The organism is Microbulbifer variabilis, from assembly GCF_052468405.1.
The window spans coordinates 2,741,542-2,755,445 of sequence record NZ_CP174343.1 but is presented as its reverse complement, the minus strand read 5'-3'; the positions used below and the strand labels follow the sequence as shown (position 1 = coordinate 2,755,445).

13 protein-coding genes are annotated in these 13,904 nt (G+C 52.4%); 8 read left to right on the top strand and 5 right to left on the bottom strand.

The window, feature by feature from the left end:
* Positions 1-28: 28 nt before the first annotated feature.
* The gene (locus ACJJJB_RS12630) at positions 29-1,291 is read right to left on the bottom strand and encodes an HlyC/CorC family transporter (protein ID WP_026305100.1); all 1,263 of its coding nucleotides are present in this window, start codon (positions 1,289-1,291) and stop codon (positions 29-31) included.
* Between the two features lie 96 nt (positions 1,292-1,387).
* Entirely contained in the window at positions 1,388-2,188 is an 801-nt protein-coding gene (locus tag ACJJJB_RS12625) for a cytochrome C assembly family protein (RefSeq protein ID WP_020413510.1), read from the bottom strand.
* Positions 2,189-2,392: 204 nt separating this feature from the next.
* Between ACJJJB_RS12625 and ffh the strand changes: the two genes are divergently transcribed.
* The 6 genes from ffh to ACJJJB_RS12595 all read left to right on the top strand — a co-directional run bounded on the left by ffh (position 2,393) and on the right by ACJJJB_RS12595 (position 7,122).
* Complete coding sequence (gene ffh / locus ACJJJB_RS12620) at positions 2,393-3,814, top strand: signal recognition particle protein (protein ID WP_282952847.1); 1,422 nt, start codon at positions 2,393-2,395, stop codon at positions 3,812-3,814.
* Between the two features lie 156 nt (positions 3,815-3,970).
* Positions 3,971-4,210, top strand: a complete 240-nt coding sequence (gene rpsP / locus ACJJJB_RS12615) for a 30S ribosomal protein S16 (protein ID WP_026305099.1) — start codon at positions 3,971-3,973, stop codon at positions 4,208-4,210.
* Between the two features lie 22 nt (positions 4,211-4,232).
* Complete coding sequence (rimM, locus tag ACJJJB_RS12610) at positions 4,233-4,772, top strand: ribosome maturation factor RimM (RefSeq protein ID WP_020413507.1); 540 nt, start codon at positions 4,233-4,235, stop codon at positions 4,770-4,772.
* Between the two features lie 12 nt (positions 4,773-4,784).
* Complete coding sequence (gene trmD / locus ACJJJB_RS12605) at positions 4,785-5,540, top strand: tRNA (guanosine(37)-N1)-methyltransferase TrmD (RefSeq protein WP_282952849.1); 756 nt, start codon at positions 4,785-4,787, stop codon at positions 5,538-5,540.
* 82 nt (positions 5,541-5,622) lie between these two features.
* Positions 5,623-5,979, top strand: a complete 357-nt coding sequence (rplS, locus tag ACJJJB_RS12600; RefSeq protein ID WP_281165165.1) for a 50S ribosomal protein L19 — start codon at positions 5,623-5,625, stop codon at positions 5,977-5,979.
* A gap of 390 nt (positions 5,980-6,369) precedes the next feature.
* Positions 6,370-7,122: a DsbC family protein gene (locus tag ACJJJB_RS12595; RefSeq protein ID WP_020413504.1), complete on the top strand. Its 753-nt coding sequence runs from the start codon at positions 6,370-6,372 to the stop codon at positions 7,120-7,122.
* Between the two features lie 49 nt (positions 7,123-7,171).
* Here the strand turns inward: ACJJJB_RS12595 and aspA are convergent, their stop codons facing one another.
* The 3 genes from aspA to ACJJJB_RS12580 all read right to left on the bottom strand — a co-directional run bounded on the left by aspA (position 7,172) and on the right by ACJJJB_RS12580 (position 10,678).
* Positions 7,172-8,638 carry an aspartate ammonia-lyase gene (gene aspA, locus ACJJJB_RS12590; protein ID WP_020413503.1) on the bottom strand — a complete coding sequence of 489 codons (1,467 nt, stop codon included), beginning with the start codon at positions 8,636-8,638 and terminating at the stop codon, positions 7,172-7,174.
* A 125-nt stretch (positions 8,639-8,763) separates the two neighbouring features.
* On the bottom strand, positions 8,764-9,579 hold the full coding sequence (locus tag ACJJJB_RS12585) for a helix-turn-helix domain-containing protein (protein WP_353376538.1): 816 nt from the start codon (positions 9,577-9,579) through the stop codon (positions 8,764-8,766).
* An 88-nt stretch (positions 9,580-9,667) separates the two neighbouring features.
* A complete protein-coding gene (locus tag ACJJJB_RS12580) occupies positions 9,668-10,678 on the bottom strand; it encodes a type I asparaginase (RefSeq protein ID WP_282952851.1) in 1,011 nt (336 codons plus the stop codon).
* A 385-nt stretch (positions 10,679-11,063) separates the two neighbouring features.
* Here ACJJJB_RS12580 and ACJJJB_RS12575 point away from each other — a divergent pair, with 385 nt between their 5' ends.
* Positions 11,064-12,386 carry a homoserine dehydrogenase gene (locus ACJJJB_RS12575; protein WP_445366287.1) on the top strand — a complete coding sequence of 441 codons (1,323 nt, stop codon included), beginning with the start codon at positions 11,064-11,066 and terminating at the stop codon, positions 12,384-12,386.
* Positions 12,387-12,478: 92 nt separating this feature from the next.
* Positions 12,479-13,891 carry a threonine synthase gene (gene thrC, locus ACJJJB_RS12570; protein WP_444946377.1) on the top strand — a complete coding sequence of 471 codons (1,413 nt, stop codon included), beginning with the start codon at positions 12,479-12,481 and terminating at the stop codon, positions 13,889-13,891.
* Positions 13,892-13,904 lie beyond the last annotated feature (13 nt).

Here is a 13,904-nt window from a genome sequence, read left to right as displayed (position 1 = left end):
CAATTGACTGGTGACGACCTAAGGCCAGTCACCGGTCTATTTTTTTGATCCTGGCTTTAGTAATCATTTTTTCAGAAACCTCTTCAATTTCTACCAGGTAATTGAAAATATAGAGGCTGATATTGCCATCAGGGATGCTCTCCAAGTGTTCCATGGCCAGACCATTAAAGGTTTTAGGGCCATCGGTGGGTAAGTCCCATCCCAGCGTGCGGTTGATATCCCGAATAGAGGTGCCACCCTCTATCACATACCAGCCGTCGCCGGAAGCAATAATCTCCTCGTCATCACTAGGTACCTGGCTAGCGGTAAAGTCGCCAACTATTTCCTCTAGCAGGTCTTCCAGGGTGACAATACCCATCACTTCCCCGTATTCATCCACAACCAACCCCATACGACGCTTGGTTTTTTGAAAGTTCATTAACAGAGTGGGGAGTGGGGTGGCTTCCGGAACAAAATAAGGCTCATCGGTAAAGGACTTGAGGCGCTCGGCGGTCAGGTTATCGGGGCCATCGCGAAGGATCTGCGCGGCGCGGCGCAGGTGCAATATACCAACAACCTTGTTGATATCACCTCTGTAAACTGGCAAGCGAGTGAAGCTGCTTTCAGCCAGTTGTTGGAGAATCTCTTCGGCGCCGTTTTCAAGGTCAACCCCCATCACTTCATTGCGTGGGATCATAATGTCTTCAACTGTTGCTTGATCCAGGTCCAACACATTTAGCAGCATGCCTTTGTGCTTGCTGGGAATTAGTGCGCCGGACTCAAATACCACAGTCCTAAGTTCATCTGGAGCTAGGTGCTCGGCGTCACTATTGGCGGTTGTTTCTACGCCCAGCAAGCGCGCAAGCCCATTGGAAATACCACCCACCAGGAGAACAACAGGAGTAAGTAGCCACTGCAGTGGGCGCAAAATAAATGAGGCGGGAAAGGCAATTTTTTCCGGGTGCAGTGCGGCAATGGTTTTTGGGGTGACTTCCGCAAAGATCAACAGGGTGATAGTTAATACTATCGTTGTGAGTATCTCACCATACACTTGAGCAAAGACAGAGCCAACAATAACGGAGACAAGTACGTTAACGAGGTTATTGCCAATAAGAATTGAGCCGATCAGCTTATCGGGCCGAGCAAGAAGCTCCATAGCCCGCTTGGCTCCGCGGTGGCCGCTTTTTGCCTGGTGCCGCAGGCGATAGCGGTTGAGTGCCATCATGCTGGTTTCGGAGCTGGAAAAGAAAGCTGATATAACAATCAGCAGGGCCAGCAGGCTAAATAGCAGGCCCGGGGGCATCTCGTTCAAGGGAGAACTCTTTTTATTTGGGAGCGGAGATATTGGAACAGAATGCAGACCTCCGCAAGTTTTCCGGTCACTTTTAAGTTGTTTTATCCATTCACGTTACCCGCGCTGCAAAATCACTTCCATTACCAGTTTGCTGCCAAAATAGGCCAGCATCAGTGCAGCAAAGGCGCTCAGCGTCCAGCGGACTGCGGTGTTGCCCCGCCAGCCCCACTGCCAGTGCCCCCATAGGAGGATGCTGTAGAGTACCCAGGCGATGATGGAGAGTATGGTTTTGTGAAGTGGGCCCTGCTCAAAAAGATTTCCCACAAATATAAAACCTGTGATTAGTGAGGCGGTGAGTAACAGCTGTCCGAACGCGACCAAGCCAAATAACAGGGATTCCATGCTCTGAAGCGGCGGTAGCAGTCGGGTGGCGCCCACAGGCCTGTGGTTGTGCAGCTGCTGGTTAAGATAAAATAGGTAAATAGCCTGTAGGGTGGCCAAGGTCAGCAGGGAGTAGGCCGAAATTGAAAGCAATGCGTGTACGGCAATGCCTGCGGAGAGCTGCTGGTGTGGCTCAACAGAACCCCAGGTGTGCGATGCCGCGAACTCTGTAAGCGCACCCATGGGAGCAAAGATTAGGATTAGCAGAGTTAGTGGGCGACCTGCAGCCAAAATAAGCAGTAACAGATTTACCACCCAGGCGATCAGGGAGAGCATCGCCAGTAAGTCGAAGCGATATCCTGCGGGTGAGAACAGGGTGTGTCCCAGGGATATCGCATGTGTGATCAAAGCACCTGCGAGAAGGCCCAGCAGCAGTTTATTATTTGGCTGCCGCTCGCGGGCGAGGGCACCTGCTGCGACTGCAGTTGTAGCTATGTAGAGAGCGATTGCCGTCCAGTGGGCGAATGCCGCCATTGAATAGATCCGTATCTTTTATTGCAATAGAAGAGGAGTGTGTCACAGCCCGCTGGAACAGGGAAGATCTGGTGATATTTCTGCTGTGAGGGTACCTGGGCTATACTGCCGCGCCTCAAAGTGGGAGTTAGAAGAGGCTCCCTCAAATTTCGCGGCCCTCCGCACTGGGGTCCAATCCGCAATCGGAGACATCGAGACGAATTTATGTTCGATAACCTGAGTGACCGCTTATCGGCGGCCCTAAAGAAAGTCACCGGCAAGGCGCGCCTGACCGATGACAATATCCGCGACACCTTGCGTGAGGTACGCAAGGCTCTGCTAGAGGCGGATGTCGCCTTGCCAGTGGTTAAGGCTTTCGTGCAGCAGGTGCGCACGGCAGCTGTGGGGCAGAAGGTTAGCAAGGCTCTGAATCCGGGGCAGCAGTTCGTCAAGATTGTTCAGGATGAGCTGGTTAAGGTGATGGGGGCCGCTGCTGAGCCACTTAACCTTGCTGTCCAGCCCCCAGCAGTAATCCTGATGGCGGGTTTGCAGGGTGCCGGTAAGACTACCAGTGTTGCCAAACTGGCCAAGTACCTGCAGGAGCGGGAAAAGAAAAAGGTAATGGTGGTGAGTGCGGATGTGTACCGCCCTGCCGCAATCAAGCAATTGGAGACTCTGGCGGGTGAAGTGGGTGCATTGTTTCACCCGTCGGAGGCTGAGCAGAAGCCTTTGGATATCGCCAAAGGTGCTGTAGATGCTGCGCGCAAACAGTTTGCTGATGTGCTTATCGTCGATACCGCTGGTCGTCTGCATATTGATAGTCAGCTGATGGACGAGATTCGCGAACTACACAGTGAGCTAAACCCTGCAGAAACCCTGTTTGTGATTGATGCGATGATCGGTCAGGACGCGGTGAACACTGCTAGTGCCTTTAATGAAGCCCTACCGCTGACCGGGGTTATCCTGACAAAAGCTGACGGTGATGCCCGCGGTGGTGCGGCGTTGTCTGTGCGTCATGTGACTGGTAAGCCGATCAAGTTTATCGGTGTCGGTGAAAAAACTGACGCTCTGGAGACCTTCCACCCAGATCGAATTGCCTCCCGTATTTTGGGAATGGGCGATATTCTGTCTCTGATCGAAGAGGCTGAGCAAAAAATCGATAAGGAGAAGGCAGAAAGGCTGGTTAAGAAAGTCCAGAAGGGTAAAGGTTTTGACCTTGAGGATCTTCGCGATCAGCTACAGCAAATGCAGAATATGGGTGGCTTTGGTTCATTGCTTGAAAAAATGCCGGGCATGGGAGGCGTTGCCCAGGCAGCCCAGCAGGCTGATATGGGCAAAGAGTTCAAGCGAATGGATGCGATTATTTCCTCTATGACCCCCGCTGAGCGCCGTAACCCTGAGCTGCTTAACGGTTCGCGTAAGCGCCGCATTGTGGCCGGTTCCGGCACCCAGTTACAGGATTTGAATCGTCTGCTCAAGCAGCACAAGCAGATGGGTAAAATGATGAAGAAGCTCAAAGGCGGCGGTATGGGCAAAATGATGCGCGGCCTTGGCGGCCTGCCTGGCATGGGTGGCGGTATGCCCGGAGGTGTTGGCGGCATGGGTGGCCTGCCTGGTGGTTTGCCTCCTGGTTTTAAGAAGAAATAGTGCCTTTTGGGCCGCTGTTGCGGCCCGATGAATCGCTATACAAATCCCCTGCGGTACATTAGAATACGCCGCCTTTCGCTGGGTGAGCTGCCGGCGAAGTTGTATAGGTGGCTGCTCAACACAGCCATCCAGTATTTGAATCTACAGGAAAGTTACATGGTAACCATTCGTTTGGCTCGTGGCGGCGCTAAAAAGCGTCCGTTCTATCACCTGACCGTAACCGACAGCCGCAATTCCCGCGACGGTCGTTTCATTGAGCGTGTTGGATTCTTCAACCCGGTTGCTCGTGGCCAGGAAGAGCGTCTGCGTATCGATCGTGAGCGCGTTGACTTTTGGCTGGGCCGCGGCGCACAGGTTTCTGACCGCGTCAGCAAGCTGCTGAAAGAATCCGCTTAATTTGCGCGTAAGTGGTGCGCCTGTGACGAATAGCGGTGAGAACTCCGATCAATTGGTCACTGTAGGGCGCGTGACTACCGTTTATGGTGTGCGCGGCTGGGTCAAGGTTCACTCCTATACCGAGCCGATGGACAACATCCTGCAATTCCCCAATTGGTGGTTGCGGGGGCCGAAAGGCTGGGAGGCCCTGGAAGTCGACGCTGGTAAGCGTCACGGAAAGGGATTGATTGTACATGTGAAAGGCGTGGATGACCGCGATTTAGCGGCTCAACTTTGCCAGCGTGATATTGCTGTTGCGCGTGATCTTATGCCGGAACTGGGGCAGGGCGAGTACTACTGGCACCAGCTCGAAGGTTTACGGGTTATCAGCCGTTTCAACGGCGGAGAGCACGACTTTGGTATTGTCGCACGCATGATGGAAACTGGCGCCAATGATGTGTTGGTGGTGCGCGGAGGTGATGATAAGCGCGAGCGCTTGATTCCCTATTTGCCAGACCAGTTTATTGCAGATATTGACCTGGAAGCCGGTGTAATTACCGTCGACTGGGACCCGGCTTTTTAAGGCGTTTGGGCGATGACAAAAAGAATCGCTCTGGTAAGCATTTTCCCGGAAATGTTTGCCGCATTGACCGAGTATGGCGTCAGCGGCCGGGCTGTGAAAGATGGCCTGTTGGAAGTGCGCTGCTGGAACCCTCGGGAGTTCACCAGTGACAAACACCGCACTGTGGATGATCGACCTTACGGCGGTGGTCCCGGAATGGTGATGATGGCTGAACCCCTTTACCAGGCTTTACAGGCTGCTCGCAGCTGGGCCGGTGAGGATGGTAAGGCTGTACGAAGTATCTATCTGTCTCCCCAAGGGCGGCAACTGGATCAGCGCGGGGTCGAAGACCTTTCCGAAGCTGGTAATCTGGTTCTGCTGGCTGGGCGCTATGAGGGGATAGATGAGCGCATTGTCGAATCAATGATCGACGAAGAGTGGTCTATTGGTGACTATGTCCTTAGCGGTGGCGAATTGGCTGCTATGGTGATGGTGGATGCGATTACCCGCCTGATTCCCGGTGCTTTAGGACACGATCAGTCTGCAGTTGAGGACTCTTTTTCCTCGGGGCTGCTGGACTGTCCCCACTACACCCGGCCAGAGCAGTATCGGGGCGTAGCGGTGCCGGAAGTGTTGCTCTCGGGCAACCATGAAAGAATACGCCGTTGGCGCCTCAAGCAGGCACTGGTGCGCACACAACAGCGCCGCCCTGACCTTTTGGAAGGGATGGAGCTGAATAAGGAGCAGAAGCAGTTGCTGGAGGAAATTCAGCAGGAGCAGAAGTCCTAAAAAATTGATGCCGGATTCGCCGGGAGGCGGGAGTAGTTCGGTGAACTAGCTGAGAAGCTACACAAACTCTATTTGGGAGCAAATCCAAATGACTAACAAAATTATCCAACAGCTGGAGCAGGAACAGCTGAAGAGCGAGGTACCTCCTTTCGCACCGGGCGACACTGTAATCGTTCAGGTAAAAGTAAAAGAGGGTAACCGTGAGCGTCTGCAGGCGTTTGAAGGTGTGGTTATCGGTAAGCGTAACCGTGGCCTGAACTCCTCTTTCACCGTGCGTAAAATCTCCCATGGCGTTGGTGTAGAGCGTACTTTCCAAACTCACAGCCCGCTGGTTGACAGTATTAAGGTGAAGCGTCGTGGTGACGTGCGTCAGGCTAAGTTGTACTACCTGCGCAACCTGACTGGTAAAGCGGCGCGTATCAAAGAGAAGCTTAACTAAGTACTTCTCTAGCAGCTCACGAAAAAGCCGGGGCCAAATGGCCCCGGCTTTTTTGTGCCTGATAGATTTTGAGCGATGGGACCCTTAGGTCATTTACCCTCTAATCAGCTCTTGTGGGAGTGACCGCCAACCTGGCAGGGTAAGTGAGTGGCCAGCCGGTGGTGGATAAAGGCTGGTGAGGCCCGGAAATCCCAATCCTCACATAAAAACAAATATTTGTAAGTTTCGGTTGTTCAGCTCACAACCTTGGCATTAGGGCGTAGTTCCCTGTGCCTGAATATGTTAAAACGCGCCATTGAGACCGGTTACGGTAATTAGCTGCCATACTGGCTGGAACTGAAGGCCGACGTTTGAGTCGAAGCCCATTGAGAATTTAAGGAGCAATCGGTAATGATGCTTATCAAGAAGCCACTAGCATTTGCTGGTTTACTGCTCGGCCTGCTTGGATCTGCGGCCCTGGCGGAAGTCGACGCAAATGTTGCAAAAGCCATAAAGGCTCGCCTGGAGACTGGTAACCCCAAGGCCACTTATGGCGATGTGCGTAAGAGCCCAATTAGAGGACTCTATGAGGTGGATGTAGATGGTGGCAACACTACCCTATTTGTCTCAGAAGACGGCGGTCATTTTATCTACGGCGACTTGTTTCAGGTGAAGAGTGGAGGTGGCCTCGCTAACCTCTCTGAGACGCGTAGGGCCGGTCATCGGGCCAAGGTGATGGGCAATCAGGATGTTAAGGACATGATTGTGTTCTCTCCGAAGGGGGAGACCAAGGCGAGCATCTATGTATTTACCGATGTGGATTGTGGTTATTGCCGCAAGCTGCACCAGGATGTGCCTGAGCTGAATAAACGTGGTATTGAGGTGCGCTACCTAGCGTTCCCGAGAGGTGGTTTGCAGTCTCTGGGGTACCGCAAGCTCGCTACCGCATGGTGTGCTGACGACAGTAATAAAACATTGACCGCTCTGAAAAACCGGGAGAATGTGCCCCTTAAGGTTTGCGATAACAATCCAGTGGCGGCTCAATACAAGCTCGGCAATGAGGCGATTGATGTCCGTGGTACGCCTACTATCGTAATGGAAGATGGTCGAGTGGTACCGGGTTATCTACCGCCGGCATCTTTAGTTAAGGAGCTGGGTATTTAATCCTTTCCGAGCCTGATAAGCCGGCAGCTGAGCTGCCGGCGTCTCTCTATTAAGCAGGGCTTTTCAAGGATACTTTCCTGGGTTGGGTCATATTTTCCGGAGCAAGAATATCATTGAGTTCCTCCTCGCTTAGCAGCCCATCTTCTAAAATTAGCTGTTTCACGCTGGCCCCGGTAATCAATGCTTGTTTGGCTATACGGGTCGCATTTTCGTAGCCGATAAATGGATTTACCGCAGTGATCAGGCCAATGCTGTTTTCCACCATCTGCAGGCAGTGCTCCTCATTGGCGGTGATGCCACTGATACAGCGTTGTGCCAGGGTATCCATAGCTTGAGTCATCAGTCGCATAGACTGCAGCAGGTTAAAGGCGATTACAGGTTCCATAACGTTTAACTGTAGCTGGCCGGACTCTGCTGCCAGGGTAATGGTCAGATCGTTGCCAATTACCTGGTAGGCGACCTGGTTAACCACTTCTGGAATTACGGGGTTTACCTTGCCGGGCATAATCGATGAGCCGGGCTGCATTGGTGGGAGGTTGATTTCATTGAGGCCGGCGCGTGGGCCGCTGGATAATAAGCGCAGGTCGCTGCAAATTTTTGAGATTTTTACCGCGATACGTTTCATCACGCCGGAAAACATTACGAAGGCGCCCATATCGGAAGTCGCCTCAACCAGATTTTCTGCGCAGACAAAATCTATGCCGGAAATTTCAGAAAGGGCTGAAACAACTAACTGGCGGTACTCGGGGTCAGTATTGATGCCTGTGCCAATCGCGGTACCGCCCATATTGATTTCTGTAAACAGTGTCACCAGCTCCTTGACTCTGGCGACATCTTCACGAACGGTTGCGGCGAAGGCAGCAAACTCTTGCCCCAGAGTCATGGGGACAGCATCTTGCAGCTGGGTACGCCCCATTTTTATAACCTGAGCGAATTCTTCGGCCTTTTTATCGAATTCGACACAGAGAACCTCCATAGACTGTACCAAATCGTTGTAGCTAAGCAGTACGGCCAGGTTGATGGAGGTTGGGTAAACATCGTTAGTGGACTGTGACAGGTTTACGTGGTTGTTAGGGTGGGCTTTTTGGTATTCGCCTTTACTATGCCCCAACAGCTCCAGTGCGCGATTAGCTATAACTTCATTGGCATTCATATTGGTGGAGGTGCCGGCCCCCCCCTGAATCATGTCCACAAGAAACTGGTCGTGCAGTTTGCCGTCGATAATTTCATCACAGGCGCCCGCAATGGCTGTTTGCAGGTTGTTTTCAAGATAGCCCAGTTCCCGGTTGGCCTGTGCCGCAGCCTTTTTGACCATCGCCAGGGCTTTTACCAGGTTGGGGAAGTGATTCACGGTAATTCCCGTTATCTGGAAATTTTCCAGGGCGCGCAGTGTCTGGATGCCAAAATAAACATCTGCAGGCACTTCACGCTCCCCCAGCAGGTCGCGCTCAACTCGTGTTGCGCTGCCGGCGCTGAATACGGGCATGGGTTTTAGTGTATGGAAATCATTGGTCATATTGATTCCTGTTTTCTCTTTATCTGCATGTGGGCGAGCGCGTAGAGAGCAAGGTTTACTTTGCTCTGAGGTTCGCCTTTTTGTTGTGGTAAATTGACCCCTTAAGTGAAAAGGGGCCTTGTTGTTTAAAGTGGGGTGGCAAAAAAATTCTGCGGGCCTTCAGTAGTTGAGGTCTGGATGTTTTCACGGATATTCGAGTTGATTTCACCTGAGTCCGGACCAAAAACGCCGCAAAGCTTCAATGCATTTTTAATACTGATATTTCGTCCAAGGGATTCCAAAACCACTTTGGTGCAGACGGGTTCCCGCCTGTCATTGGCGGAAGCACCAAGCTTGAGGCCTGATAAATAACTGACGCGGCTCTTATAGGTTGGGTAGAGAATAGTTTGTGCTATCTCATTTCGTGTCAGGGCTTCGTAACCAATCAGGAATATGCGCTCAGAAAGAAAAAAGAGCATTCCCTTATAGCGGGATTTGTACCATTCCTCCCTGTTTGGATAGCGCATACGCTCAAAGCGCTGGAAGTAATAGCCATCTCCATCGGACTCTATATGTAGCAGGCTGCGAACAATATGATCCGGAAAGGTCATGGAGTAGTGATACTCAAAATAGAAGCCCAGGTACTTATCCGCCCGGCCCTGGGATTCACGCATGAGAATGTCGATATCCGGACTGTATGGGCGTATTGCTTCTTTTATACTTGAGGGTGTGCTGCGTACACGAACAATCTGATCAAACTGTTCATGAGGCATCATAATTTCGTGAGGCTCAACCCCAAAAAAATGGCAGATTTTATTGAGAGTGTACTGCGAAGGTTGGGTATGACCATTCAGATATTTATTAAATTGCGCCCGATTAACCTCCATACGCCTGCACACTTCGGCGATTGAGCGGTAGAAACTGCACAAAAGGCGCAAGTTTTGTGAGAAGTCGTTACTCATCGATTATCTGCTTCTGGTTCCAATGCCCGGAAAATCCTTCCCAATATTTTGTTAACCACTCCCTGGGTATGCCGATTTCGTACTCTATTTAACTGGGGGTACACTCTCCACACAGTGAAGTTTCCATCAGTTCTTTGATTTTATCGGTTGGATAGCCCATAGCTAATAAGTGATTTAACTTGGCAAAACAAGCTTCGCTGGTCATATCCAATCCACCAATAACACCTGCGCGTAATAAGGCAGAGCCCGCTGCATACTTGCCTAGGTCTACTACATTTTCGAGGCACTGGGATACGGCTACACAAATAATGCCCAACTCCGTAGCTTTCTCCAGTTGTGAGGTAAAGGCACAGTCATCGGTGGGTGCATTACCGGTACCATAGGTCTCTATCACTAGGCCTCGCGGGCGATGTTCAATGACCTTACTGAGGAAGAGGGAGGAAATGCCGGGGAAAAGCTTTATTAGTACAACATCGCCATCAGCGGATTCCGGGATTTGGAATTGTGTAGCATCACCGGGTTCCAGTAGGGCGTTGCGATCAATATTGATCTGAATGCCCACTTCACCAAGGCATGGATAGTTCGGGCTGGTAAAGGCATCCAGTGAGCCTGAACTCACTTTAACAGCGCGGTTACCTCGCAACAGTTTGCCGTTGAAGTAGAGACAGATCTCCTTGATTTCATCGGAACCACTGAGCAAAAGGGCGGCAATCAGGTTGTTGTAAGCATCGCTTCGCATCTCCCTCAGGGGAATCTGCGAGCCGGTAACCAGTACTGGTTTGGCCAGGCCCTGAAGCGCAAAAGAGAGTGCGGATGCGGTATAGGCCATGGTGTCGGTACCGTGCAACACGACAAAGCCGGAGTACTGGCTATAGTTGTCGCGTATCAGGGTGGCAATACGATACCAGTCCCGAGGCTGCATATTAGCGCTATCCAGCAGTGGGTCGAGAGCCTGAAAGTCATAGCTTGGGAGCTGGCCAATGGCATCTTGTAAAAGGCGTTCTAGAGCGCCTTCCAAATCGGCATCCGGGATGTAGCCGGACTCGCTTCGACGCATGCCCAGGGTTCCGCCAGTGTACAGGATAAGAGTTTTTTTCATTACTCGACCGCTATCTGAGTCAGTTTTCAGGGCGCCCATTTTTCTGGAAAAGACGCGGTATATGCAATTTCGCAGGTTGTTGGCACCTGATGCTAGTAGATGCTTATATAGCATCTACTGAGGATGGTATCTGTTTCAAGAAGTGTTTTATGGTGACAGAAGTGTCAAATGCCCTTATTTGAGGATGCCTAAAGCCGGTGCGCAATTTAATTGGATTTATTGCGTATCTCTCGGTAAGGTTGTCGATCTTTTGTCGACTTTGTTGATATTTATTGCGCTGTGCCCCGGAGTGATATTTTAGTGTGGTTACGTTGGGCCGGGAGCAAATGCGCGGAGGGAATTTGTGAGCGCAACAATTGAAGAGTCTGCGGGGGCAGTTGGTCGGGTGGTTGCAGGAAAAACGCAGCGTGCAGTGAGAATTGGTGTGTGCGGCCTGGGCACAGTGGGTGGTGGGACGATCAATGTCCTGGCACGCAATGCGGAGGAAGTGGCCGCACGCTGTGGGCGCCCGGTGGCTATTGAGCAGGTTGGGGCGCGCCGGGATAACCCGGACTGTGACACCAGCCGACTGAATGTAACGCGGGAAATTTTCGATGTTGCCAACAATCCCGATGTCGACATTCTGGTGGAGTTAATCGGTGGCACTACTGTGGCCCGTGAGCTGGTATTAGCAGCCATAGAGAATGGCAAGCATGTTGTTACTGCTAACAAAGCGCTGATAGCCGAGCATGGCAATGAACTGTTTGAGTTAGCTGCCAGCAAAGGAGTCACTATTGCCTATGAGGCTGCCGTGGCTGGGGGTATTCCGATTATAAAATCCTTGCGCGAGGGGCTGGTCGGCAACCGGATTCAGTGGCTCGCGGGTATTATAAACGGCACGGGTAACTATATTCTTACCGAAATGCGCGATAAGGGCCGCAGCTTCGCTGAGGCGCTGTCCCAGGCGCAAGCGCTCGGCTATGCGGAGGCCGATCCCACTTTCGATGTGGAAGGTATTGATGCAGCGCACAAGCTGGTGATTATGGCTTCTCTGGCATTCACTATGCCGCTCGCTTTCGACAAGGTGTATACCGAGGGCATCAGCCGCATCTCCAGCGAAGACATCCGCTATGCCGATGAACTCGGCTATAGAATCAAGCATTTGGGTATTGCCCGCCGTACAGATCAAGGGGTGGAGCTGCGAGTACATCCGACACTGATCCCCCAGCGCCGCCTGATTGCCAATGTAAATGGGGTTATGAACGCTGTGCTTGTGAATGGTGATGCGGTTGGGCCGACCCTGTATTACGGCGCTGGTGCTGGTGCGGAGGCCACAGCTTCAGCTGTGATTGCTGATATTGTCGATGTGGCGCGTACCCTCGATGCCAGGCCAGACCAGCGAGTGCCCGCTGCCGGGGTGGCACTTACCGAGCAGGGAGATACTCAGGTGCTGCCGGAAGAAGAGGTGGTTACCAGCTATTATCTGCGCATATCTGCCCATGATAAGCCCGGTGTTATGTCTAAGGTGGCCACTATTTGCAGTGATCAGGGTATTAGTATTGAGGCCTTGATTCAGCACGAGCCTTCGGAAGGTGAGGAGTTGGTGCCGGTGGTGATCCTGACCAGCCGCGCCAGAGAGGCCTGCCTGCGTGAAGCAGTCGTTCAGATTGAAGCCCTGGATACGGTTGAGGGTGATGTGGTGCGAATTCGCGTGGAAAGCCTTGGCTGATCCTTACCTTTGTCGCTTATTTGGTGCTGTTCCCGAGAGGAGCGTTGCCAGTTTTCTGTACATCCCGCTAAGTTTGAGAGCCAATTAACACCGTGAAATTTATCAGCACTCGCGGCCGCGCGCCGTCTCTCTCTTTTGCCGATACTGTTCTCACCGGGCTTGCCAGTGATGGCGGCCTCTATGTACCGGAGTCACTGCCGCAATTTTCCCGAGAGGATATTGCGGCTATGGCGGGTCTGGATTACCAGCAGCTGGCTTTTGAAATTATCCGGCCGTTTGTGGGAGAGGATCTCAATGAGCGGGAGCTACGCGATATTATCGAGCGCTCCTATGGTTTGGGGCAGGGTCAGTTTCGTCACAGGGCGGTAGCGCCTTTGGTGCAGACCGATACCAACGAGTGGATTCTGGAGCTTTTCCACGGCCCAACTCTGGCCTTTAAAGATTTTGCCCTGCAGTTTCTCGGTCAGTTGTTCGACCACCTGCTGAAAAAGCGTGGTGAGCGCGTGGTGGTGATGGGAGCTACTTCCGGGGATACCGGTTCGGCGGCGATTGAAGGCTGCCGCCACTGCGACAATGTCGATATTTTTATTTTGCATCCCCATAACCGGGTCTCAGAGGTGCAGCGCCGGCAGATGACCACGGTGTTGTCGGACAATGTGTTCAATATCGCCATGGAAGGTAATTTCGACGATTGCCAGAATATGGTGAAGGCCAGCTTCGCCAACCAGTCCTTTTTACCCGATGGGCGCCGTTTAGTGGCGGTGAACTCCATTAATTGGGCGCGTATTATGGCGCAGATTGTCTACTACTTTTACGCGGCCTTGCGCCTGGGCGCATCAGATAAAACGGTAAATTTCTCCGTGCCCACTGGCAACTTTGGCGATATTTTTGCCGGTTACCTGGCGAAGCGGATGGGGCTGCCTATCGATCAACTGGTGATCGCCACTAATGCCAACGATATCCTGCACCGCTGCATCAGCGATAACGACCACACCCCTAAGCCGCTGATACACAGCCTGTCGCCCAGCATGGATATCATGGTGTCGAGCAATTTTGAGCGCCTGCTGTTTGATCTCTACGGCCGCGATGGTGCCGCAGTGGCGGAGTTGCTGGCAGATCGCAGTGTACCTATGCACTTGAGCGAATCGGCCCTGGCGCAGGCCCAAAAGACATTTTCCAGCTATAGGGTCGACGATGCGCGTACTATTGAGGTGATTCGTGAGCAGTACCAGGCGACCGGCTATCTGCTCGATCCCCATACCGCTATTGGTGTCGAGGCCGCAAGAAGGGTGCGCCGCTCTGCTGAGCAGCCAATGGTTTGCTTATCCACTGCACACCCGGCAAAATTCCCCGATGCTGTGGCGCAGGCACTGCCACAAACTAAAATTCCCTTACCGGCACATATGCAGGACCTCTGGCAGCGCGAAGAGCGATTCAAGGTGCTGCCCAACGACTTGTCCCAAGTGCACGACTATATGGCGACCATGTTGTCCGAAGGGCACTAGCTGGCGCAGCGAG